The sequence below is a fragment of the Bacillus pretiosus genome (genome assembly GCF_052947655.1).
Genome location: NZ_CM129593.1, coordinates 3,181,289 through 3,202,966, shown reverse-complemented (window position 1 = coordinate 3,202,966; position 21,678 = coordinate 3,181,289). Strand labels below are relative to the sequence as shown.

21 protein-coding genes, 1 pseudogene and 1 riboswitch are annotated in these 21,678 nt (G+C 35.9%); of the genes and pseudogenes, 17 read left to right on the top strand and 5 right to left on the bottom strand.

Features of this window, described 5'->3' with window-relative positions:
• Positions 1-112 precede the first annotated feature (112 nt).
• Together ACU8YW_RS16375 and ACU8YW_RS16370 are read left to right on the top strand one after the other, a co-directional pair.
• A complete protein-coding gene (locus ACU8YW_RS16375) occupies positions 113-991 on the top strand; it encodes a 5'-methylthioadenosine/S-adenosylhomocysteine nucleosidase (RefSeq protein ID WP_426934014.1) in 879 nt (292 codons plus the stop codon).
• Between the two features lie 473 nt (positions 992-1,464).
• The gene (locus ACU8YW_RS16370; RefSeq protein ID WP_144525088.1) at positions 1,465-2,292 is read left to right on the top strand and encodes an endonuclease I family protein; all 828 of its coding nucleotides are present in this window, start codon (positions 1,465-1,467) and stop codon (positions 2,290-2,292) included.
• Between the two features lie 142 nt (positions 2,293-2,434).
• Here the strand turns inward: ACU8YW_RS16370 and ACU8YW_RS16365 are convergent, their stop codons facing one another.
• Positions 2,435-3,865 carry a YfcC family protein gene (locus ACU8YW_RS16365; RefSeq protein ID WP_088609513.1) on the bottom strand — a complete coding sequence of 477 codons (1,431 nt, stop codon included), beginning with the start codon at positions 3,863-3,865 and terminating at the stop codon, positions 2,435-2,437.
• Between the two features lie 203 nt (positions 3,866-4,068).
• Here ACU8YW_RS16365 and rraA point away from each other — a divergent pair, with 203 nt between their 5' ends.
• From rraA to ACU8YW_RS16330, 7 genes are all read left to right on the top strand, one after another.
• Positions 4,069-4,548 (top strand): ribonuclease E activity regulator RraA, encoded by a 480-nt coding sequence (gene rraA / locus ACU8YW_RS16360; protein ID WP_088609512.1) that lies wholly within the window; start codon positions 4,069-4,071, stop codon positions 4,546-4,548.
• Positions 4,549-4,886: 338 nt separating this feature from the next.
• A complete protein-coding gene (locus tag ACU8YW_RS16355) occupies positions 4,887-6,722 on the top strand; it encodes a DUF4430 domain-containing protein (RefSeq protein ID WP_106382911.1) in 1,836 nt (611 codons plus the stop codon).
• 57 nt (positions 6,723-6,779) lie between these two features.
• The gene (locus ACU8YW_RS16350; protein ID WP_088609313.1) at positions 6,780-7,607 is read left to right on the top strand and encodes a DUF4430 domain-containing protein; all 828 of its coding nucleotides are present in this window, start codon (positions 6,780-6,782) and stop codon (positions 7,605-7,607) included.
• A gap of 22 nt (positions 7,608-7,629) precedes the next feature.
• Positions 7,630-8,508: an energy-coupling factor transporter transmembrane component T gene (locus ACU8YW_RS16345; RefSeq protein ID WP_088064026.1), complete on the top strand. Its 879-nt coding sequence runs from the start codon at positions 7,630-7,632 to the stop codon at positions 8,506-8,508.
• Complete coding sequence (locus ACU8YW_RS16340) at positions 8,481-10,142, top strand: ABC transporter ATP-binding protein (protein ID WP_097906982.1); 1,662 nt, start codon at positions 8,481-8,483, stop codon at positions 10,140-10,142. The genes ACU8YW_RS16345 and ACU8YW_RS16340 overlap by 28 nt, the downstream gene beginning before the upstream one ends.
• Entirely contained in the window at positions 10,115-10,816 is a 702-nt protein-coding gene (locus tag ACU8YW_RS16335; RefSeq protein WP_426934013.1) for an ECF transporter S component, read from the top strand. The genes ACU8YW_RS16340 and ACU8YW_RS16335 overlap by 28 nt, the downstream gene beginning before the upstream one ends.
• Positions 10,817-10,999: 183 nt before the next feature.
• Positions 11,000-11,722: a YwiC-like family protein gene (locus ACU8YW_RS16330; RefSeq protein ID WP_098134387.1), complete on the top strand. Its 723-nt coding sequence runs from the start codon at positions 11,000-11,002 to the stop codon at positions 11,720-11,722.
• A gap of 32 nt (positions 11,723-11,754) precedes the next feature.
• Here the strand turns inward: ACU8YW_RS16330 and ACU8YW_RS16325 are convergent, their stop codons facing one another.
• Positions 11,755-11,946, bottom strand: coding sequence for a hypothetical protein (locus tag ACU8YW_RS16325; protein WP_000545003.1), 192 nt, complete (start codon positions 11,944-11,946; stop codon positions 11,755-11,757).
• A gap of 122 nt (positions 11,947-12,068) precedes the next feature.
• Positions 12,069-12,167, top strand: a riboswitch (SAM riboswitch).
• 40 nt (positions 12,168-12,207) lie between these two features.
• On the opposite strand from ACU8YW_RS16325, the gene ACU8YW_RS16320 reads away from it, so the two are divergent.
• From ACU8YW_RS16320 to ACU8YW_RS16305, 4 genes are all read left to right on the top strand, one after another.
• On the top strand, positions 12,208-12,525 hold the full coding sequence (locus ACU8YW_RS16320) for a hypothetical protein (RefSeq protein WP_002096439.1): 318 nt from the start codon (positions 12,208-12,210) through the stop codon (positions 12,523-12,525).
• Positions 12,526-12,778: 253 nt separating this feature from the next.
• Positions 12,779-13,168, top strand: coding sequence for an SWIM zinc finger family protein (locus tag ACU8YW_RS16315; protein WP_060487719.1), 390 nt, complete (start codon positions 12,779-12,781; stop codon positions 13,166-13,168).
• A gap of 23 nt (positions 13,169-13,191) precedes the next feature.
• The gene (locus ACU8YW_RS16310; RefSeq protein ID WP_060487718.1) at positions 13,192-13,767 is read left to right on the top strand and encodes an NAD(P)H-dependent oxidoreductase; all 576 of its coding nucleotides are present in this window, start codon (positions 13,192-13,194) and stop codon (positions 13,765-13,767) included.
• Positions 13,764-14,117, top strand: coding sequence for a group-specific protein (locus ACU8YW_RS16305; protein ID WP_142293508.1), 354 nt, complete (start codon positions 13,764-13,766; stop codon positions 14,115-14,117). Before ACU8YW_RS16310 ends, ACU8YW_RS16305 begins: the two co-directional genes overlap by 4 nt.
• Positions 14,118-14,157: 40 nt before the next feature.
• Here the strand turns inward: ACU8YW_RS16305 and ACU8YW_RS16300 are convergent, their stop codons facing one another.
• Positions 14,158-15,504 carry a short-chain fatty acid transporter gene (locus tag ACU8YW_RS16300; RefSeq protein ID WP_060487716.1) on the bottom strand — a complete coding sequence of 449 codons (1,347 nt, stop codon included), beginning with the start codon at positions 15,502-15,504 and terminating at the stop codon, positions 14,158-14,160.
• Positions 15,505-15,910: 406 nt separating this feature from the next.
• Between ACU8YW_RS16300 and alo the strand changes: the two genes are divergently transcribed.
• The 3 genes from alo to ACU8YW_RS16285 all read left to right on the top strand — a co-directional run bounded on the left by alo (position 15,911) and on the right by ACU8YW_RS16285 (position 20,519).
• Positions 15,911-17,449, top strand: coding sequence for an anthrolysin O/cereolysin O family cholesterol-dependent cytolysin Alo (gene alo, locus ACU8YW_RS16295; RefSeq protein ID WP_088064022.1), 1,539 nt, complete (start codon positions 15,911-15,913; stop codon positions 17,447-17,449).
• Between the two features lie 322 nt (positions 17,450-17,771).
• The gene (locus ACU8YW_RS16290; protein ID WP_088064021.1) at positions 17,772-19,001 is read left to right on the top strand and encodes a serine hydrolase domain-containing protein; all 1,230 of its coding nucleotides are present in this window, start codon (positions 17,772-17,774) and stop codon (positions 18,999-19,001) included.
• A gap of 768 nt (positions 19,002-19,769) precedes the next feature.
• Positions 19,770-20,519 (top strand): DUF7225 domain-containing protein, encoded by a 750-nt coding sequence (locus tag ACU8YW_RS16285; protein WP_426934012.1) that lies wholly within the window; start codon positions 19,770-19,772, stop codon positions 20,517-20,519.
• Positions 20,520-20,544: 25 nt separating this feature from the next.
• Here the strand turns inward: ACU8YW_RS16285 and ACU8YW_RS16280 are convergent, their stop codons facing one another.
• Positions 20,545-20,643, bottom strand: coding sequence for a YjcZ family sporulation protein (locus ACU8YW_RS16280; protein WP_426934011.1), 99 nt, complete (start codon positions 20,641-20,643; stop codon positions 20,545-20,547).
• A gap of 49 nt (positions 20,644-20,692) precedes the next feature.
• Here ACU8YW_RS16280 and ACU8YW_RS16275 point away from each other — a divergent pair.
• Positions 20,693-20,929 (top strand): annotated as a pseudogene (locus ACU8YW_RS16275) (DUF5360 family protein); the annotation flags it as partial.
• Between the two features lie 164 nt (positions 20,930-21,093).
• Here the strand turns inward: ACU8YW_RS16275 and ACU8YW_RS16270 are convergent.
• Positions 21,094-21,639: a transcriptional regulator gene (locus ACU8YW_RS16270; RefSeq protein WP_446893973.1), complete on the bottom strand. Its 546-nt coding sequence runs from the start codon at positions 21,637-21,639 to the stop codon at positions 21,094-21,096.
• Between the last annotated feature and the right edge of the window lie 39 nt (positions 21,640-21,678).

Sequence of the window (21,678 nt, the reverse complement as noted above, 5' to 3'; positions counted from 1 at the left end):
TTTGACTACCGTAGTTCTAGAAAGTAGAGATTCTTCTACAATTTCTAGAACTTTTTTGTTTGGACTAAAAGCATCGAGTATAGAAAACAACAAGAGAAAGAGGAGATTATTTATGAAGAAGAATACGTTGAAAAAATGTGCTGCCCTAGTAACTACTGTTGCATTGTCATTCTCAATACTTGCGGGATGTAATGTGACTCCAAAACAAGTTGAGGCAAAAAGTAATCAACAACCTATTTTAATTCAAGGGCCAATGCCGATAGAGGCTGAGAAGTTTGCAAAAAGGTTAAAAAATGTGAAAGAAGAAAAGTCTGGAACTTTCGTATTTTATAAAGGCACTGTCGACAATTATCCTGTAATCGTAGCGAAAACAGGTAAAGGAATGGAAAATACAGCAGCTGCTACAGCAGTGGCTATTGAAAAATATAAGCCTAAGGCGATTATTAACCAAGGAACATCAGGTGGACACGATCCAAATTTAAACGTATTTGATATTGTTTTAGGAAAACAAGTAGCAAACATAGGTTCATTAAAAACAACAAATATGGATGAGAATCAAGGGATTGAACCGACAAAGTGGATTTCAATGGACTTAATGGCTTCTGAAGGAAGTGCAGGAGAAGATCCAAATGCTGAGAAAATCCGATACTACGAGGGGGATAAGGATTTACTTGCAGCAGCTAATGCGGTAAAAGATAAATATACAAAAGGTAAAGTGGTTGAAGGGACTATAGGTTCAGCAGATGTTTGGAATAATGAAGTTGATAGAATTAAATGGTTCCATACAAAATACGGTACATCTGTTGAAGAAATGGAAGGTGCTGCCGCAGCGCAAATCGCAAAAGCTTATGACGTACCATTTTTAGGGATTCGAGTATTATCTAACAATAAAACAAACGGCGGAAAATACAATCCAAATACAGCGGCGGCAAATCAAGAATATGTATATGAAGTAGTTAAAAAGTATATAGATTCGATACCAAATAAATAGTAGTAGTTCTGTCTCAATATAAAAATGTTATCATTACTGCGCAATGTGTTGTGAACTCAGAATTACCAAAGTTTCTTTAATTAAAATAGATTGGTGCCTTACATGGTATCCAATCTATTTTTGTACTTATTTTTCAGAGGAAGAAGGGTTTTACACCAAAAAATAAAGACAATTATAGAAAAAGGAAAAGTCGAACGATTTATCAAATATGCATAATTGCATGAAAAAATTGAAATTTATAAGTTAACATTAAACTACTTTTTAATTGTAAAGAATATTTTAATAATCTTTACTAGAGAAGGATATTCCTTGAGAAGTAGATAAACCAAAAGTGTGGAAATAATACAGACTCAATAGAGTTTTGTATTAAATAAAAAGAAAAGGATGGGTATGGCTTTCTAAAAGTTTTTGGGGGTTAGAAAGCATTTTTTAGTTAATGGCTTCAAATTATATGTTAAAGGGGAAATGGGTATATGAAGTTTCGAAATACAAAGCTTGCTATGGTTACACTATCTTCATTTTTTATTTTAAGTACTGCATCTCTATCATTCACAGATATCATACACGGTGAAGTAGCTTCTGCATCACCACAAGAGATTACTGTAAAAAGCTATGATGATACATATTATAATAATGCAATAGGAAAAACGGGTTTAGAGTTAAAGAAGGAACTTCATAATATTATTGATGATCATACAAAGTTATCATACAGTGCGGTTTGGGAAGCACTAAGAGATACTGATGAAGATCCAAATAATAAAAACAATGTGATACTCTTATATACTGGGCGTTCGCAAGGGAAACTTACGAATGGTTCGGGAGTTGATAATTGGAACCGAGAGCATGTTTGGGCAAAATCTCACGGTGATTTTGGAACGACTGCAGGAGCTGGAACAGATTTGCATCATTTAAGAGCGACGGATGTATCTGTAAATAGTTCACGTGGAAATCTGGATTTTGATAATGGTGGTGTGAATCATTCGGAAGCGACAGAATGTAAATATGATAGTGATTCTTGGGAACCTCGTGATAGTGTAAAAGGAGATATCGCTAGAATGCTATTTTACATGGCTGTTCGTTATGAAGGAGACAACGGCGAAATAGACTTAGAATTAAATGAAAAGGTGAATAACAATAAAGATCCATACATGGGCAAACTATCCGTTTTACTAAAATGGAATGAACAAGACCCTGTAGATGATTTAGAGCGAAAGCGTAATGAAGTGATTTTTACGAAATATCAACATAATCGTAATCCTTTTATTGATCATCCGGAATGGGTAAATAAAATTTGGAACTAACATACTTAAAGGTATTTTACTTTGAGAGAAGGGATTGATCACTATGATCAATCCCTGTTTATATCTATACTAGAATAAGTGATTTTTATAGGATTGGAGAATAGAATCGATATTTTATTAAGTAAAGTATAATATGAGTCTTTTAATACGGTCCCCACTCAATATTCACACCAACAATAAGAAAAATAAGTCCAATGATAAACCAAATGAATGCAAGTGGAGCCATAAATCGAATCCATTTTCCGTAAGAAATGCCGCTCGCTGCGAGTACGCCCATTAAAACACCGGAAGTTGGGTTGAGGCAGTTCACTACACCTTCTCCAAGCATAACAGCTTGTACTGTAACTTGGCGTGTAATGTGCATGAAATCAGCTAATGGAGCTAATATCGGAATAAAAATAACAGATTCTCCTGTCCCGGATGAAATGAGGAAATGTAATGCGGCACTACTTACATACATGCCGATAACGCCAAATACAGGGCTTTGTCCTTCGAGAGACTGTGCGAGTTGGTTAACGATTGTATCAAGTAATTTGCCTTGTTCTAAAATGACTGAAATACAACGAGCCATTCCGACGATCAAAGCACCGTATATGAGATTTTGGCAGCCTGCTAGAAAAGTAGAAGCGATATCGTTCGCTTTCATACCACCTATTATTCCAGCTGTAATTGCTATGAAAATAAAAGTAGCGGTCATTTCTGCGTCAGTCCAATGTAGACGAAAAGCGCCTATTAAAAATACAATTAATGATAAAGCTGAAACGAGTAAAATTAATTTGTGACGTATTGTCCAAGGAACTTCAGTTTTCTCTAGTTCTTTCTCACTTGAAAGCGCATTACTTGGAAACCAGTTATCTCCGAGTATGCTTCCTTTATTCGATTTCTTCAAACGTTTTACGTACCAATTAATATATAAAATGGTAGCAATTAAAAAAGAGATATAAATTGCCGTGCGTAAACCAATCCCCGAAAACATCGGAAGTTCTGCAATTTTTTGTGAAATACCTAAAGGTGAGGGAGATAAAATAGTAGCATTAAAACCAGCATAAGTGCCTAAATAAATAATTGCTACACCAACGATAGCGTCCCATTTTAATGTGCGTGCAACGATGATACCGATGGGGATAAAGCCGATAACTGAGTTAACGATAATACCAGTCGTTCCGAGAATAGAAAAGAGTGCAGCGACAATACAAATGAAAAGTAATTGCTGATTGCGAAATTTATTAATAACATGATAGATTAAACCGTCAAGAGCGCCTGTTTTTTCAAGAATGGCGATGGCTCCACCTGTAAATAAAATTAAAAAGATGATTGGAGCAGCAAGTGTCATTCCTTTTTCAATAGCGGTAAAAAAAGAAACAAATCCTACCGGCGATTGTGGAACAGAATGATAACTTCCTGGTATTGTCGTTGTAACAGTACCGTTTGTAACTCTTTTAAACTCCCCAGCAGGAACGAAATATGTAGCAATGGCACAAAGTAAGGCAATAAAAAATAGTAGTACGTACGCGTCAGGCATTTTAAACTTTCGTTTACTCGGCTGCTTTTTTACCTCGGTATGTAATTGCATAAAACCCCTCCTTTTTCACTTAGTTAATTTTTAAATATTCTGAAATTTATCTGTGAAATAGATTATAATAAAGGTGGCTTCTTAAGGCAATAGTTTTTCTATCCTTTTTCTGCACATACAAATTCTTGCAACATTAGACAGGGAAACGAAAATAATCCAAGAATATGTTATATAGAAAGAATAAGGAAAAGAGGGGAAAAAAGATGTGGAAAACTACGGATCTATGTGATGAGTTTGAAAAGGAATTACAAATATGTCGCCAGTCATTTCGGTCTTTTGGGAAGAAAGAACAATTTCACGGGAAAATTGCAACGGTGAAAGTGAAGGATGATAATGTACTAGTGAAGGAAGGATTGCAAACATTACCAGAAGGAACGGTATTAGTTGTTGATGGCGGAGCGTCTACGAATTGTGCGTTACTTGGTGATAATTTGGCAGCTATTGCGGAGGAAAGAAAGCTGGCAGGAATTATTGTAAATGGATATGTTCGTGATTCTAGTGAACTAAAGAATATTAATATTGGTATTTTAGCGTTAGGGACGATGCCAAATAGAAGTATAAAAGAAGGAAAAGGAGAGCGGAATATTTCGTTGCAATTTGGACAAGTAGAATGGAAGCCGAATGAATATGTTTATGCGGATGAAGATGGCGTCATTATTAGTGAAAAGAGTTTGCATCGTTAAAGGATAGTAAACTACTATTCTTAGAAAATAAATCCGATAAAGCATGGACAAAATTCTTTGTCAATAGTAAAATAATACAGAAATTTATAATTAACAGAATGTATAGGTTTATCGTTTTACGATAACTTGAATGGAAGTCAGTTTTGCCTAGAAAAGTGAATGTTATCACAATGATACGTTCATAAACAAAATTATTTTTCCTATACAAATATAGCCGCGAATGATGCGGGTAGGAGGTGTTGCACAGTTTGTTCGACACTTACAAAAAAAGAGTGTCAATTGCACGCCCTTGAAGGGCCTTTTTTTGTGTAAATAGTAGTAAGGGAGGAAATTTTGGGATGGCAATGTTGAAAAAATGGCTGCTTACGTCGTTAATGGCAGTTACACTCGTATTTGTTTCTTTTGCGAATACAGTACATATTACGTTTGCTGAAGGAAATACAGCAAAACTTGCAATTATTGGTGAATCACAAAAGGGCATTATGTTATGCCCGAAAGAAGAGCAAATTACAGATGGGGAAACAGCTTTAAGTTTGCTGCAAAAAGTCATGGGGGACAAAGTAACAGCAGAGACGATGTCGTTTGGAACGTATGTTAAAGGCATTGACGGCTTAATGGCTGGGGACACAAGCGGCTGGTTGTATGATGTAAATGATAAATCTGCAGAAGTTGGAGCAGATAGTTATAAATTAAAGTCTGGAGATGTTGTTGTCTTTCGTTTTGTTGCAGACTGGAGCAATATGAGCCAGGAAACATTACAGCAAACATTAGATAAATTTGGTACTTGTAAAACTGTAGAAGAACCAAAGACAGATGACCCAAAACAAGAAAAACTAGAAGAACCAAAAACAGATGATCCAAAACAAGAAAAACCAGAAGAACCAAAAACGGATGATCCAAAACAAGAAAAACCAGAAGAACCAAAAACGGATGATCCAAAACAAGAAAAACCAGAAGAACCAAAGACAGATGATCCAAAACAAGAAAAACCAGAAGAACCAAAAACAAATGATGAAAAGGTAGAACAACCAAAGCAAGAGAACATTCAAGTTCCAGTAGCGCAAGTAAATGAAGCGATTTTTAAGACATCTGAAAAGATGTTACAAGATGGAATTGAAAGTGATTGGGTAGCTTTAGGCCTTTCTCGTTCTGGAAAGAATGTTCCAATTGAGGCGAAATTAAATTATGTTAAGTCAGTAACTGAAAAAGTAGAAAAGCGCATTAACCGTTTTTCAGCGACAGATTTAGCTAGAACGATTATTATGATGAATGCAATGCAAGCAGACCCTACAAAGGTTGGCGAACATAATTTAGTTCAAAAATTGTACGAATCAGATAAAGTGAATTCTGTTACAGGTTATACATTTGCTTTACTTGCATTTGATACGAAGAAATATGAAGTGCCAGTGAATTCAAAATGGAATCGAGTTGCTTTAGTAGATGCGCTTTTAAACTCACAGCATACAGATGGTGGCTGGACTTACGATAGCGCAAGCAGTAAAGACAGTGCTAGTAGCGTTGATGTAACAGGTATGGTTTTATCAGCATTAGCTCCTTATCAAGAACGAGAAGATGTGAAACCCGCTGTGCAAAAGGCTGTTGCCTATTTATATAACGAACAGCTAGAAAACGGTGGTTTTTCTGCTGATGGACAAGAAAATTCTAATAGTGTTGCACAAGCAATTATTGGATTATCTCTTGTACAAGATGTAGATCAAAATCGTCTACATAAGGCAATGCAAAATCTACTGTCATACCAACTTCCAAATGGTGAATTCAAATGGTTACCAAGTGATCAAAACGGTAGCGGAATGGCTACAGAGCAAGCATTCTTAGCTTTACTTCAGTTTAAAGATCTTGGGAAATCGATTTATGACTGGTCAACTGTATCTGTTCCTGAAATTGATACGAAACCAAATGTGGATGCAGAAAATATTGTAGTAGAAAAAGAAGTTACTGAGCAACCAGAAGAACAAAAACAAGTACAACAAGAAACGAAAGATGACACGCTAAAAGTTGTTGTCGATAACGAACCGGTTAAAAGCAAAAAGTCAGGAAACGGTAGCACGTTACCAAAAACAGGAGCATCTTCTCATAGTGCAGCTACAGAAGTAGGTATGGGTGTATTATGTATTGCTTCTGCATATGTATTATGGAGACGTAAAGCAGCTTAACAAAAATTAGGAGCAATCATTTGCTCCTAATTTTTAATATGAAAGGTGAGAGACAACATGAGTAAGATGAAATGGTTTATTTCTTTAATGCTTTCACTTGGGCTACTTGCCGGGTGTGAAGAGGCAGCTGTAAAGCCTGAGAAGAAAGTAGAACCAAAGCAAGAAGAGGTAGCAAAACAAGAAGAGAAAAAAGATGAAGCGAAACCGGAAGAAAAACCGGAGGAAAAACAAGCTGAACAAGAGCAAAAGCAGCAAGAAGAGCAGAAAGAGAAACAAGAGCAAAAAGTAGAAGAGAAGCCGAAAGAAGAAAAGGCACAGGCACAACCGGAAGTAAAGAAAGAAGAGAAACCTCAGGAACAGCCTGCTACTAAGCAACCAGAACAGCAAAAAGCACAAGAAGAGAAACAACCGAAAGCGCAAGAAATAAAAGAAGAAGCGAAGGTTGTGAATCAGCCGAAAGAAACACCGAAGCAGGAGCAGAAGGTTGATCCGAATAAAGAGCAACAAGCAACTGTACCAACGCCACCAACACCGGTACCAGATCCAGTACCGCCAGTGCCAGTGCCAGATCCAGTAATACCAAAACCAAAACAAGTCACTATCTCAGTAAAAGGTGATAAAGGGTACTTATTAGGTGCGAAAAAAATGGATGTACAAGAAGGCGATACTGTTTATAAAGTATTGCAGCGTACAGGTTTAGATGTGGATGCAATGGGCTCTAAAGGTGATATTTATGTAAAAGGTATTAATGATTTATATGAAAAAGATATTACAGATACTAGTGGATGGAAATATCGTGTGAACGGTGCATTTCCAAACCATAGTGCAGGTGTAGTAACAGTTAAACCAGGAGATACAATTGAGTGGGTGTATGTATTAAAATAAGAAAGGCATTCGGTAAAGGACTATGAAAATAAGTTTTTCTTCTTTACATCCTTTTGTGAATTTTTTCTATTATATCGGGGTGATGATACTATGTATGATGTGTCTTCATCCTCTTTTTTTAATTGGAGCAATACTATTAATCGTCATAATCAATATAATGCAAGGGAATAGTGAAAAGATAAGAAAGATGTTACCGAGCACAATCGTTTTCTTTTTTATGGTCATTTTATTTAATTCGTTATTAACACATAGAGGGCGAACTACGTTATTTTGGTTAGGTGATAGCCGTATTAAGCTTGAGGCGATTATGTTTGGAGTAGTAATGGGATTATTATTAGTTGCGATTATGTTTACGTTTGCTTCGTATAATGATATTATTTCGAGTCATAAATTTTTATATTTGTTTTCTAGAATTTCACCGAAGGTAGCATTGTTAACGATGATTACGGTGAGGTTTGTTCCTTTGTTTATGAGGCGATTACAGAAAATAACACTCGTTCAAAAAACGAAAGGTGTACAAGTAGACGCAGGTTCCATTGTAGAACGGGTGAAAAATGGTATGCAATTGCTGCAAGTATTATTAATTTGTTCATTAGAAGATGCGCTGCAAACAGCAGATTCTATGCAAGCTCGTGGATTTGGTGTAACGAAGCGTACGACATATATTCGGTATAGAATGGAAAGACGAGATTGGTATACGCTCAGTTATTTAAGTATTCTACTTATCATTGCTATTATATGTAATACGTATGGCGGGGGAAAGCTAATCATTTATCCGAAAGTCGAATCTATTCTATTTCAGCAATACGATGGAGTGATGTTCGGAGTATTTATGATGTTTATTAGTCTACCAATTATAATGGAAGGAAAGGAATGGATATGGTGGCGCATGCAGAAATAAACAATTTATCATTTGTATATGCTGATGAAAACGAATATGCGTTACAGCATATTTCTCTTTCTATTCAAAAAGGAGAGTTTATTGCACTTGCTGGAGGGTCAGGCTCTGGAAAGACGACTTTATTGAAACATTTTAAAAAGGAATTACTTCCAATCGGTACACGTTCAGGAGAAATTTTTTATGATGACGTTTTATTAGAGGAAGTACCTGATTTATTATCTGCACAAGAAATTGGTATGGTATTTCAAAATCCAGAAAATCAGCTCGTAATGGATACGGTCATTCAAGAATTAGCATTTTCTTTAGAAAATATCGGGTTACCATCACAGATTATTCAAAAACGAATAGCAGAGCTTATTAGCTTCTTAGGATTTCAAGATTTATTGCATCAATCTGTTCATACGTTATCTGGTGGACAAAAACAACTTGTCAATTTGGCTGCGGTACTAGTTATGCAGCCAAAACTATTATTATTAGATGAACCGACGGCGCAGTTAGATCCCATTGCTGCGAAAGAGTTTTTAGGATTGTTAAAACGTATTAACGAAGAACTTGGTATTACGATTGTGTTAAGTGAACATCGTTTAGATGAAGTGATCCCACTTGCTACGCGCGTTATTTGTATGAATAATGGTCAAATCGTGTATGATGGAAATCCTAAAACGGTTATCGCGAACATGTGGGAAGTAGAAAAATTCCGTCCATTTATTCCGCAAATTCCAAGATTGTTTTTAGAATGGAATGCGGAAGATATTCCGTTTACAGTGCGAGAAGCGCAAATGAAACTGAATCATTTTTCAGCGATATCATATGTGAATGAGCCAATAGCACAAAGTGAAAAGCGAGAAGTCATTTTAAGTGCAGAGCATATTTCGTTCCAATATGAAAAAAATAGTCCACTTATTTTACGAGACTTAACCGTATCGATTGAAAAAGGAAAATGGGTAGCTCTCGTTGGAAAAAATGGTACAGGTAAGTCTACACTGTTAACGATTTTAGCTGGATTACAAAAAGCGAGAAGAGGGAAAGTAAAGTGGAATGGGAAAGTGATACATAAAATTGATTCGAAAGAACGATTTAAAAGGATCGGGTATGTATCGCAGCATCCGTATTATCATTTTACATTTGATACAGTGTGGGAAGAAGTGTATGAACGTGCACGAGAGTTATACGGAAAACAAGGAAAAGAAATAGCAGAAGATATGTTGAAGAAGTTTTGGTTGTATTCGCTTAAAGAACGCCATCCGCATGATTGTAGCGGGGGAGAGCAACAACTACTTGCGTTATGTACAACGTTATTATCAAAGCCGACTTTATTGTTACTTGATGAACCGACAAAGGGATTAGATCCGTGGAAAAAAGAAAGAGTAGGAGAGCTATTTAGAAAGCTGCAAAAAGAAGGTACAACAATTGTAATGGCAACGCATGATATTGAGTTTGCAGCGAAATACGTTGATCAATGTATGATGTTATTTGACGGAGCAGTCATTATGAATGACACACCGAAAGAATTTTTTAGTGGCAACTTCTTTTATACAACCTCTATTAATCGATTTATTCGAAAAGAGTTACCATATGCATTAACGTGGGAGGATGTGTACGAAGCGTGTCCAAACGATATGTTGCATTCATAATATGTATTTTTGCAGTAATAATAGGCACACTACTCTTTACTACACTTATCATGGATGGTTATTACATGTTAAGTAGTTTGTTTTTATTAGTTGTTATTATGTTACCGTTTTATATCCGTTTTGAAAGAAAGGCTTTTGTTTCACGTGAAATTGTGCTCGTTGCTGTGTTAGCGGCAATTGCAGCAGTTAGCCGTGTACCATTTTCTATTTTACCAAGTGTACAACCGACTTCATTTGTCATTATCGTTTCTGCAATTGTGTTTGGGAGTGAAACTGGTTTTATGATCGGTGCAACAGCGGCTATCGTATCTAACATCTTTTTAGGACAAGGTCCGTGGACGCCGTGGCAAATGTTTTCTTGGGGCATGATTGGTTTTATAGCTGGATTATTACGTAATACATTTTTAATGAAAAAGCTGTGGGGAAGGCTTCTATACGGATTGTTTGTTGGATTTTTATTTGGCTGGATTATGAACTTATGGGGGCTTCTCGGTTTCATACGTGAGGCAACGTGGGAAGCAGTCGTTTCGTATTATATTGCAAGTTTTTATTTCGATTTGAGTCATGCAATTTCGAATGTTATTTTCTTACTACTATTTAGTACGTCTTGGATTATGATTCTTACGAGATTTAAAAAGAAATACGGCATATTAGATAAGCATAACATGGCATAGAAAAGCATACTCATATAAGGTAGGGTCGCGACTTACATATTCGTTTGCCTCTTTCATGCTTCTTACACATTGTAAGGAGCATTTTTTAATGTCAAGAAATAGTCCAATATATATACGTTACTATATAAAATTATTTGTATAATAGTAGGTGAGAACTGCTTTCAAAAGGGAGGTGTATAGTTAATGAAGTTAGTTATTCCGAAGCAACACGGTGCATGGGCCATGCTCGTTATACCATTTCTATTAAGTGTCATGCTTGGGAAACCTACTATGTATCATATTCCATTGTTTTTAGCTTGGTTCTTTATCTATTTAGCTACGTATCCATTTCTTACGTACATAAAGCAAAAACGAAAAAAAGAGTTTTTACATGCTGCAATTGTATATTTTATCATCGCTTTCGTATTTGGGATGATCTCTCTATTATATGAATGGCGCATTCTTTTATTCATAGCAGTAATGATTCCGTTATTTATAGTAAATATGTATTACGCTCGTCAAAAGAATGAAAGAGCGTTACTAAATGACATTAGTGCGATTATTGTTTTCTGTATTGGTGGTTTAGTTAGTTATTATTTTTCAATGAAACTTATAGATAAAACAGCATTATTTATTGCGCTTATTTCATTTTTATATTTTTTAGGAAGTACATTTTATGTAAAAACGATGATTCGCGAGAAAAATAACCCGAAGTATCGTCTTATATCATGGGGGTATCATATTGTATTAACAGTCATTGTCTTTGCTATCAATCCGTGGTGTTCTCTTATTTTTATACCGAGTGTCATTCGAGCAATTATGTTATATGGCAAAAAAATTTCTATTATAAAAGTAGGGGTTTTAGAAATTGCTAATTCTGTATATTTTTTAATTATAACGGTAATAATTATGAAGTATGCCATTTGAAAAAACTTCCCACCTTATGATGGGAAGTTTTTTCAATCTTGTTCTAAAATATGAACCGTGTAATCACAGCGTTGAATAGCTTGTTCGATCGCATAAAGTGATTGTTCAATACGAGCGCGATTAAAATCTTTTTCAACAGTCTGTAGCGCTTCTTCTAAACAATGTTTTGCTTCTTGTAATGATTGAAAAGAATTTTGGACATATCCGCGAGCATTTTCGTGCATTTCATAATCCTCCTTGCATATTCATATATGTATAGTATGAACAGTAAGGAACAAAATATAATTTGTTATATTTGTTTGACAATTAGAATGAAATTACGTATAGTAAGAATTAAGTGAATATTTTCTTATCCAGAGAGGTGGAGGGACTGGCCCGATGAAACCCAGCAACCGCGATGCAGGTGCTAATTCCAGCAGAACATATTTGTTCTGGGAGATAAGACGAAGATATATACGTAACTTCTTCTTATCGGAGAGGTTTTTTTGTTGCAAAAAAACCGATTACGAAAATTTATATTAAGAAGAAAGGGGTTGCGAAGTACTGTGACACTCGAAAAATACGTAAAACTGCGTAGTACAGTTTATGAATATATGATAGAGCAAGATAAGCCAATATCATTGTTAGATATTCAAGAACATATCGTTTCGCATCATGAAGGAAAATTCACGAAAAAGATGTTACATCAATTTTATTTATCAAGACTATTAGATGAACTGAAACTGGATGGGAAAATTACATTAGCTGATGAATATCTCTATACTGAAAAAGGGGTATTTTATAAGGCGGGAAAAGGGAGCTAAGCTCTCTTTTTTTTGGAGTATGTAGCGTAAAAGACTGCTTAAGCAGCCTGATACAAGGGAATGGTGTTGAGTGTGTAGTGTCAAAGATTGAATGTGCCTGAAAGAGGCACTTCATATCGGCTGCAAATGAAAAGAGACACCTCCGCCGAATAGGTGTCAGTCGTTTTGTCATATAGACTTGCTATTTGACAGTTATTAGAATAACATGCAGGGTTTTGGAAGTCAAAAGGGAATTAAAGGAAGAGGTGTTGTTATGTACGCTTACTTACTAAATGATATAACGAAATGGATTCCTAAGTACATTATGGATAAAGGTTATGAATATTATGAAGAAGGACATGTAGAAGATGTTGAAATACAAGAAAAGAAAATATTTGCTTTTGTTACTGGAAATGCAGGAAACTATGAAGTAATGATTGATCTTGAAAATTTTACAGAAAGTAGCTGCGAGTGTCCATATGAGAATTATTGTAAGCATATGGCGGCAGTTGTTTATGATATTCAAAGTGCTGGTGAGAGTACGGTGAAAGAGAAACTGAAAGATTTAGAAAAGGAAGAGTTACTTACATTATTAAATCGTTTATTACAAAGTTCGAAAAACGTGCAAATTGTAGAGAAGATGTTAAAGAAGGGGAAACTTTAACTTATAGAGGGAGTTGTTATGTAGTGAATGTACTAATTGTATACGCTCATCCTAGTCCTTCCAGTTTTAATGCGGGGATATTAAAGCATGTGCAAAAAGGATTACAAGAAACAAATCATTCGGTTACGGTACTTGATTTATATAAGGAACAATTTGATCCCGTCCTTGTATTTAATGAGGAGAAGAAAAGACGTGATTTAGTAAATGAAGAAGAGACAGCTCGGTACAGAACGTTAGTGGAAGAAGCGGATACTCTTCTCTTCATTTATCCAATATGGTGGTGGGGGATGCCAGCTATTTTAAAAGGGTTTATTGATCGCATTTTCGTAGCTGGTTTTGCTTATAAATATGAAGGTGCCCTGCCGAAAGGCTTATTGAAAGGTAAGAAGGCATGGGTAATTAATACGTTAGACTCACCGTTATGGTACGTCGCACTACTATATCGATCAGCAGATTGGATTATGATGAAGAGAGGTGTTTTACGTTTTTGCGGCATTCGCGATGTAAAACGATCTTTTTTTCAATCTGTGAAAACGAGTAAACGAGAGAAGCGGGAAAAGTGGTTATTACAAATAGAAGAAAAGGCTCGTACGTTATGAATGAAATGGAACGTATTATAAATTGTTGTCAGTATGATAACGAACTTTTTCGTACATATATTAATTGCTTAATCCAATTGAAGAAATGTAGTGAAACGTTTCAACAAATACAGATTCAATTAAGAAATGATTATTTAATAAGAGGAATTTGTGAAAGAGAAGTGGATGAGGTAGTAAGAGGAAGTAAAGAGTATGAAACGTATTTTCTTCCTAAAGCGTTACAGTGGAATTTCTTGAGGGAAAATCCACATCTGATTGAAAAAGTATGTGAAGATTTTTTTGCATTTGAGGCATTACAGCTTACGGATATAGAGTGGAAGATCGTGATAAATTGCGTGGGAAATAAGTGATTTATTATATAAAAAAGCTAGTATAAAACTAGCTTTTCGTTTAAATAAATAAGAAACATAGACTAATGATAAATCCTGCATATAGTAAGTTAACAACGCAAAATCCCATAATATCACGAGCACCTAAACCAGCTATCGCTAATGCCGGTAATGCCCAGAATGGTTGAATCAAATTCGTCCAAGCATCGCCCCACGCAATTGCCATTGCTGTTTTTGCGGCAGGTACACCAAGTTCAGCGCCAGCTGGAATCATAATTGGTGCTTGCACAGCCCATTGCCCCCCACCAGATGGAACGAAAATATTAACGATTCCAGCACTTAAAAAAGTAAAGAGCGGGAAAGTCGTTTCGTTTGAAATGCTAATAAAGTAATTCGAAATAGCCCCTCCAAGTGAAAGTCCTTCACTATTCGCTCCAATCATCATCCCCATAATTCCTGCGTAAAACGGAAATTGAAGTAAAATGCCAGAAGCACTTTTCGTAGAGTCTGAAAAAGCGCGAATATATTGAATCGGAGTACGGTGGAAAATAAGTCCAGCAATTAATAACATAAAAATAACGATGTCTAGCGTAAGGTTAAAGCCTTTCGTATAAAAATAATTGAAAATATAAATGAGACCTAACAATCCAACGCAAAGTGTAATAATGATGCTATTTTCCATTTTTTCGGCGAATGTATTGTTTCCTACTTCTTGCGCGGCAGCTTCTTCATGGAATACGCTAGGATCTACCGTTATCGTATGTTTTTCATCTGGATGCATCGCTTTATTAATGAGAGGCATCGTAACGAGAAAAATAATAACTGGTACAAGTGCGTATGGTGAGAATAACGTTTCTGTTATTGGAATCGCTTCTTTAATACTTCCAGCTGTCGTTTTAATTAACGTTTCGCCGCCTGTTGCTAACGTAAGAGGAATAGAAGCAGAAAGCCCCGCATGCCAAATGAGAAATCCAGAGTAAGAAGAGGCAATGGCTAGTCTATAGTCTAATCCTTCAAGCTGCCGTGCTACTTCTTTTGCATATAAAACAGATACAACAATACCAAATCCCCAGTTTATGTATGCCCCTAGTAAACTTACGATTGAAATGGCAATAATACCTTGTCCATTCGTTTTCGGTAGTTTTGCCGCTTTCGTTAATCCTTTTTTAATGAGAGGCGCGTTTGCTAAAGCAGATCCTGTCACGAGTACAAGTGCCATTTGCATAGAAAAGGCGAGTAGTCCCCAAATGCCATTACCCCAGTGATTAATCATTTCCACAGGTGTTTGGTGAGTCGCAAACATGCCGAAGAAAATAACGAAAACAGTTAATAAACATGATAAAATAAACGGCTCTGGCAAGAAACGTTGCACTAAGGCGACGCAACCATTTGTAAAAGAACGAAACAAAATAGATCAACCTCCTTATGTATATGTATTACAATTATTCGAGGTTGATTCGTTCATAACCTTTTAGAATTAGAAAATTCTGATATTTTTGGAGGGATTGAAATATTGTCAAGAAGAGTAGTACCACCATCACCCTGACAGAAAAAGTTGCTTTTCCTCAATATGAAATATTGCATATAAAAATGAATTGATGCAAATGCAAAAGCTTATTATAATGAAAGCATAAATATACAACGCATCTTAATACAGCAAAGAGGAGGAAGTAATATGGAAATCGCAATGGCAGTTTTAAAATTTTTAGGTGGAGTAATTCCTTTAGTTCAAGAACTTTTAAAAGCGTTTATGTAAGGTTATTAGTTAGCTATCATATATCAATCATTATTATATCTTACTAAAAAAGAACGGGGTGATTTTTCTGAATAATAAGAAAAGTACCAAGAGAAGAAAGTTCCTTGCATGTTTATTAGTTAGTTTATGCACTCTTAATTATTCATCTATTTCTTTCGCAGAAACACAAGCCGGTAATGCAACTGATATAACTAAAAATGCTAGTAGTATTGATACTGGTATAGGAAATCTTAAATACAATAATCAAGAGGTTTTAGCTGTAAATGGTGATAAAGTAGAGAGTTTTGTTCCGAAAGAAAGTATCAATTCAAATGGTAAATTTGTAGTAGTGGAACGCGAGAAAAAATCACTTACAACGTCACCAGTCGATATTTCGATTATTGATTCTGTAGTAAATCGTACGTATCCAGGAGCTGTACAACTTGCCAATAAAGCATTTGCAGACAATCAACCGAGTTTATTAGTGGCTAAGAGAAAGCCTTTGAATATTAGTATAGACTTACCTGGTATGAGAAAAGAAAATACAATCACTGTTCAAAATCCGACATATGGTAATGTGGCTGGAGCAGTAGACGATTTAGTATCTACTTGGAATGAAAAGTATTCTACAACACATACGTTACCTGCAAGAATGCAATATACAGAATCTATGGTTTATAGTAAATCACAAATCGCAAGTGCTCTTAATGTTAACGCTAAATATCTTGATAACAGTCTAAATATTGACTTTAATGCGGTAGCAAATGGAGAAAAGAAAGTGATGGTGGCCGCATATAAACAAATATTTTATACTGTAAGTGCTGAACTACCAAACAATCCATCTGATCTCTTTGATAATAGTGTTACTTTTGGTGAGTTAACTCGTAAAGGAGTAAGTAATGCGGCTCCACCTGTTATGGTTTCAAATGTAGCTTATGGTAGAACGGTTTATGTAAAATTAGAAACCACATCTAAGAGTAAAGATGTACAAGCTGCTTTTAAAGCTTTACTTAAGAATAACAGCGTCGAAACGAGTGGACAGTATAAAGATATTTTTGAAGAAAGTACCTTTACTGCTGTCGTATTAGGCGGAGATGCGAAAGAGCATAACAAGGTTGTTACAAAAGATTTCAATGAAATCCGAAATATCATTAAAGATAATGCTGAATTAAGTTTTAAAAATCCAGCATACCCAATTTCATATACAAGCACTTTCTTAAAAGATAATGCAACTGCTGCTGTTCATAACAATACAGATTATATCGAGACGACAACTACAGAATATTCAAGTGCTAAAATGACACTTGATCATTACGGTGCTTACGTTGCTCAATTTGATGTATCTTGGGATGAATTCACATTTGATCAAAATGGGAAAGAAGTATTAACACATAAAACATGGGAAGGTAGTGGCAAAGACAAAACGGCTCATTACTCTACAGTTATCCCTCTTCCACCAAATTCAAAAAATATAAAAATTGTAGCAAGAGAATGTACAGGTCTTGCATGGGAATGGTGGAGAACAATTATTAATGAACAAAACGTTCCGTTAACAAATGAAATAAAGGTTTCAATTGGAGGAACAACATTATATCCAACTGCTACTATTAGTCATTAGGTTGGAGTAAAGCGCCCTGGTTATAGGGCGCTTTTTTACTTGTTTGAAAGAATATCGGTGTTTTTAGATGTATCATAATCAATTCGCAAATCTTGTAATCATATTTTTTTATGGCTGTATCAATGTTATTAATGATTGCATTTCCCATTATTAAATCCCCATAAATGTAGCCTATCTTAGGTTGATAGTGATGCATGGTGCCTCAATGTATATAAATGCATTTTGTCGAAATTATTAAAAAGGGGAATTTTTCTATTTGAAGAACTAATAATTGATTGTCAATATGTATTAGAAATCTCAATCTAAACTAAAGGAGAACAAAATGGGACAAAACAATAAGGGCTTTTCTGAAACAGGATTGCGCAAAATGCGCAATATATTGGCGCGGCATGTTGATTCTGGAAAGATTCCTGGGCTCGTCGCCTTAGTCAGCCGAAACGGCGAGACGTATGTCGAAGCGCTTGGAACAATGAGGCATGATGGTGGTGCACCAATGCGTCGGGACACGATTTTTCGATTGGCGTCCACTAGCAAGCCAATCGCAGTTTCACCAGTAATGGTTCTGCTCGATGAGTGCAAACTGCATTTAGACGACCCAGTAGACAAATGGCTACCGGAACTCGCCGACCGACAAGTGTTGAAACAGCCCGATGGCCCGCTAGAAGAGACCGTCCCAGCACGACGTCCTATCACTGTACGAGACTTGTTGACCTCCACATTCGGGCTCGGAGTGGATCTCACGTTGATGGGTTCTCCAATCATGAACGCGTTCTTCGAGAGTGGGATATTCGACACGCCAGGTCAGGATATGCCCGATCCAGATGAGTTTATGCGTCGCCTAGGTGCACTTCCGCTAAGCTATCAGCCCGGAGAGCGGTGGCAGTATCATATCAGTATAGAAGTAATCGGCGTTCTTGTTGCCAGGGTCACGGGTCAGACGTTCGAGTCGTTCTTGCGCGAACGCATATTCGATCCGCTAGGAATGAAGGACACTGGATTCTACGTACCTCAGCTCAAGATTGATCGGCTTCCACCAGCCTTCAACCCCAATCCGCAGACAGGTGAATTCATCGTTTGGGATGAGGGGGCGGGTGGACGTTACAGCAAACCTCCAGCATTCCAAGCAGGCGGTGGTGGACTGCTTGGAACCGTCGACGATTATCACGCGTATTTGCAGATGCTTTTGAATAAAGGGGTGCACGGTACTAAACGGATCTTGTCTAGGCCCGCAGTCCAGCTGATGACCACCAACCGTCTTACTCCGGAACAACAAGTATACCGAGACGATTTGGCCAAAAATAACGTCCATTTGTCGTTCGGACAAGGGATCCAAGGTGGCTGGGGCTTTGGGATGGCGGTGCGTACCTATCTTGGAGACTACGCGTCTATTGGTCAATTCGGCTGGGATGGTGGAACCGGTACTTCAGCTTACGCTGATCCAGATAAACAGTTTATTGGAATTCTGTTCACCCAGGTTGGGATGTCCACTCCGGCCCCATCGCATCTTATCCAAGACTTCTGGACCACGACCTATCAAGCGATCGAAGACTAGGGTATCGTTTAAAGGAAAACGCCAAGACGGATAGATAATCATAGGCTTGATGGCCACGATCAACACCATGGTTAAAAGTTAGGATAGGACCGTGTTGGAAGTACTGCGGTAATAGTTGGGCATTATTAATAATAGCACAACAAAAAATCCCCTTGGATGCAAGAGGATTTTTTTATTGGGAATAGTAAGGACGAGAGGAGGTGCATTACATATGGGAAAAGGTAGAAGTAATAATGCTGGTAAAAAGCAACCGAATTTCGATGATTCATCTAATTTCGCTAAACAAAGCCAACCGACAGAAAAGAAGAAGAAGTAAAAAAAGGATCTCTCTTGATAAAGAGAGATCCTTTTTTAATATATTGACGTTTCGGCACAACATATCGATTGCTCAACCAAATAGTCATTATAGTCATTCAGGCAAGGCTTAAACTCCTTCGAATGGAAGTTAATTTAATATTATTGCCCTGCTTTTTATAATGCTTCTTCACGTTTACCTTATTTAAAAAGCCAATAAAAAAAAGGCACGTTTCCTAAATAAACGAGCTCTTAATGGAGTATTATCTTTATTTTGAGCATTTAATAAAATTCTCCAATTTATATTTTACTCTAATAGTCTATGAAATTTAATTAATTAAATGTAAAATTTATATAGTAAGTTATAAAAATTTATGAAGAACTTTAAATATATTATTCTACAATTAGGCCAAATTATAGATTGCAAGTTCTACTAGGCTTAAAACTATTGAGAAACATGAGGAGAGGATTACATTGACTATTTATGAGCAATTTATAGAGGCTCTTAAAGAAAAGATAGGCGATACTGTAATATCTGCAGAGATAAAGGACAGATTAATAACAAAATTTAATACAAAACCGGGGAGTATTAATCCTGCTGATTATTGTTATAACCGTTATAACAAAGGGAGAGCTGTTAATAAAAATCTGTTTATATATATAAATAAAAAAACTTTTAGATATGTAGGTGAAAATTATCCTTATACAGGATTAGTTTTTCACAAACCTAAAGGGACAGATTGTGAATCTGTTGTAGGTGAGTGGGATAATGGGAAACTTCTTGTCTATGGGGATAAGGATAAAATAGGAATCTCACAAATTAAAAAGTTATATGAGGCATATTTTGAAATGTTACGATTTGAAATGAATGTTCTTGGTTGTAAGGCGACTGAATTAAGGCATCTTATAGGTCGTCTAGGTGAATTTTTTTGTGTTCTTTATACGAATGGTGAGCTATCCAAAGTGACGAATCAGCATGGATATGATGTCATTAAAGATGGACGAAGAATAAGTGTTAAAACAACTGCCCAAGAAAAAGGGTTTATCACGATCAATCAAAACACATTTGACCAATTTGATGACTTCTTTGTAGTTCAGTATAAAGATGATGAGTTGAAAGTATTATTTTATGGGCCAAAGGAAGAACTTTCGGCGCTTAGACCATATGGGAATAATTATGAGGTCGATATAAATTCTTTAAAGAGAATAGAAAAGACACTATGATAAGAGTGTCTTTTCTAATAGTTTTTTAGCAGAAGCAAGCAGCTCCAACGATGATTAATAAAATAAACAATACAACTAATAAAGTAAAACCTTCAGCAAAATCGCGACTACCACCAAATCCCATAATAGTTCCTCCTTTAATAAGAGGGAACAACAGGGGTATGCTCATGTAATTACATTCTAAACAAAAACATATTTGGAGCCACTTGGCGTTCTTATCATTAATTTTAACTTTTTGTTCAGGAATACAAGCTCTAGCATTTTGGACAATCCGTTTAGATTTCGATATTTCTTGGTGGATTCCTAATTTATATTTATTAGTTTACCCATGCTTCTTTTTACAAAGTGTTTGGAGAGAGTGTGGATGGTATGACAGTAGCATGAGAAAAGAAAGAAAAGAATTCATTTAATAAAAGAAAGACAGGGGCTTTAAGCACATTCGAATTCTAGATCAGTTTTTTCGCTAGCCTTACAGCAGAAGTTAAAACAGAAGCTAAACAATTTTTGAAATGAAAATAGCCGATGTTTCCTTAACATAGGAAACATCGGCTTGTATTATTTATATTGAGTTAGTTTACGTTTCTGGAATAATTGTAATAGCGATGGTCCGAACAGGAGCCTCTTTTTCGTCACCTTTACTTTGGGTATGGTAGTATTTATTCATTAATTCATTAAGTTCGTTTTGAAAGTTCATAAAGTGTTCTTCATCTAGCTTTAATTCCACTACAGAAAAAGTAGCATTATCTTCTTGACTGTTTTGTTCCTCTAATTTTTTAAGGTAACTTTGATATTGTGTCATAAGTGATAATTGGTAATAGGAAATGTAATTTAACTTTTCCTCATCACATAATCCTTTCCACTCACTTCCTTCAATTTTTGCATCTTCTTCATTGATTGCGTAATATTTTTCAGAAACAGATTTTACCTTTTTTTCGTTAATTACATGGACGATATCAGAATCAACCATAGTTTGTAGATGTCTATATAGAGTTGCTTGTGGTACATTTTTAATGATTTTTACCATTTCTAATGGTGTTAGTCCATCTTCTTTATTTCTCATTAATACTTGGCAAATTTTCATTCTTACTGGATGCATTAAGATTTCAACTTTATTACTCACTATATATCACCTTATTCATTATTTATTCTCATTATAAAT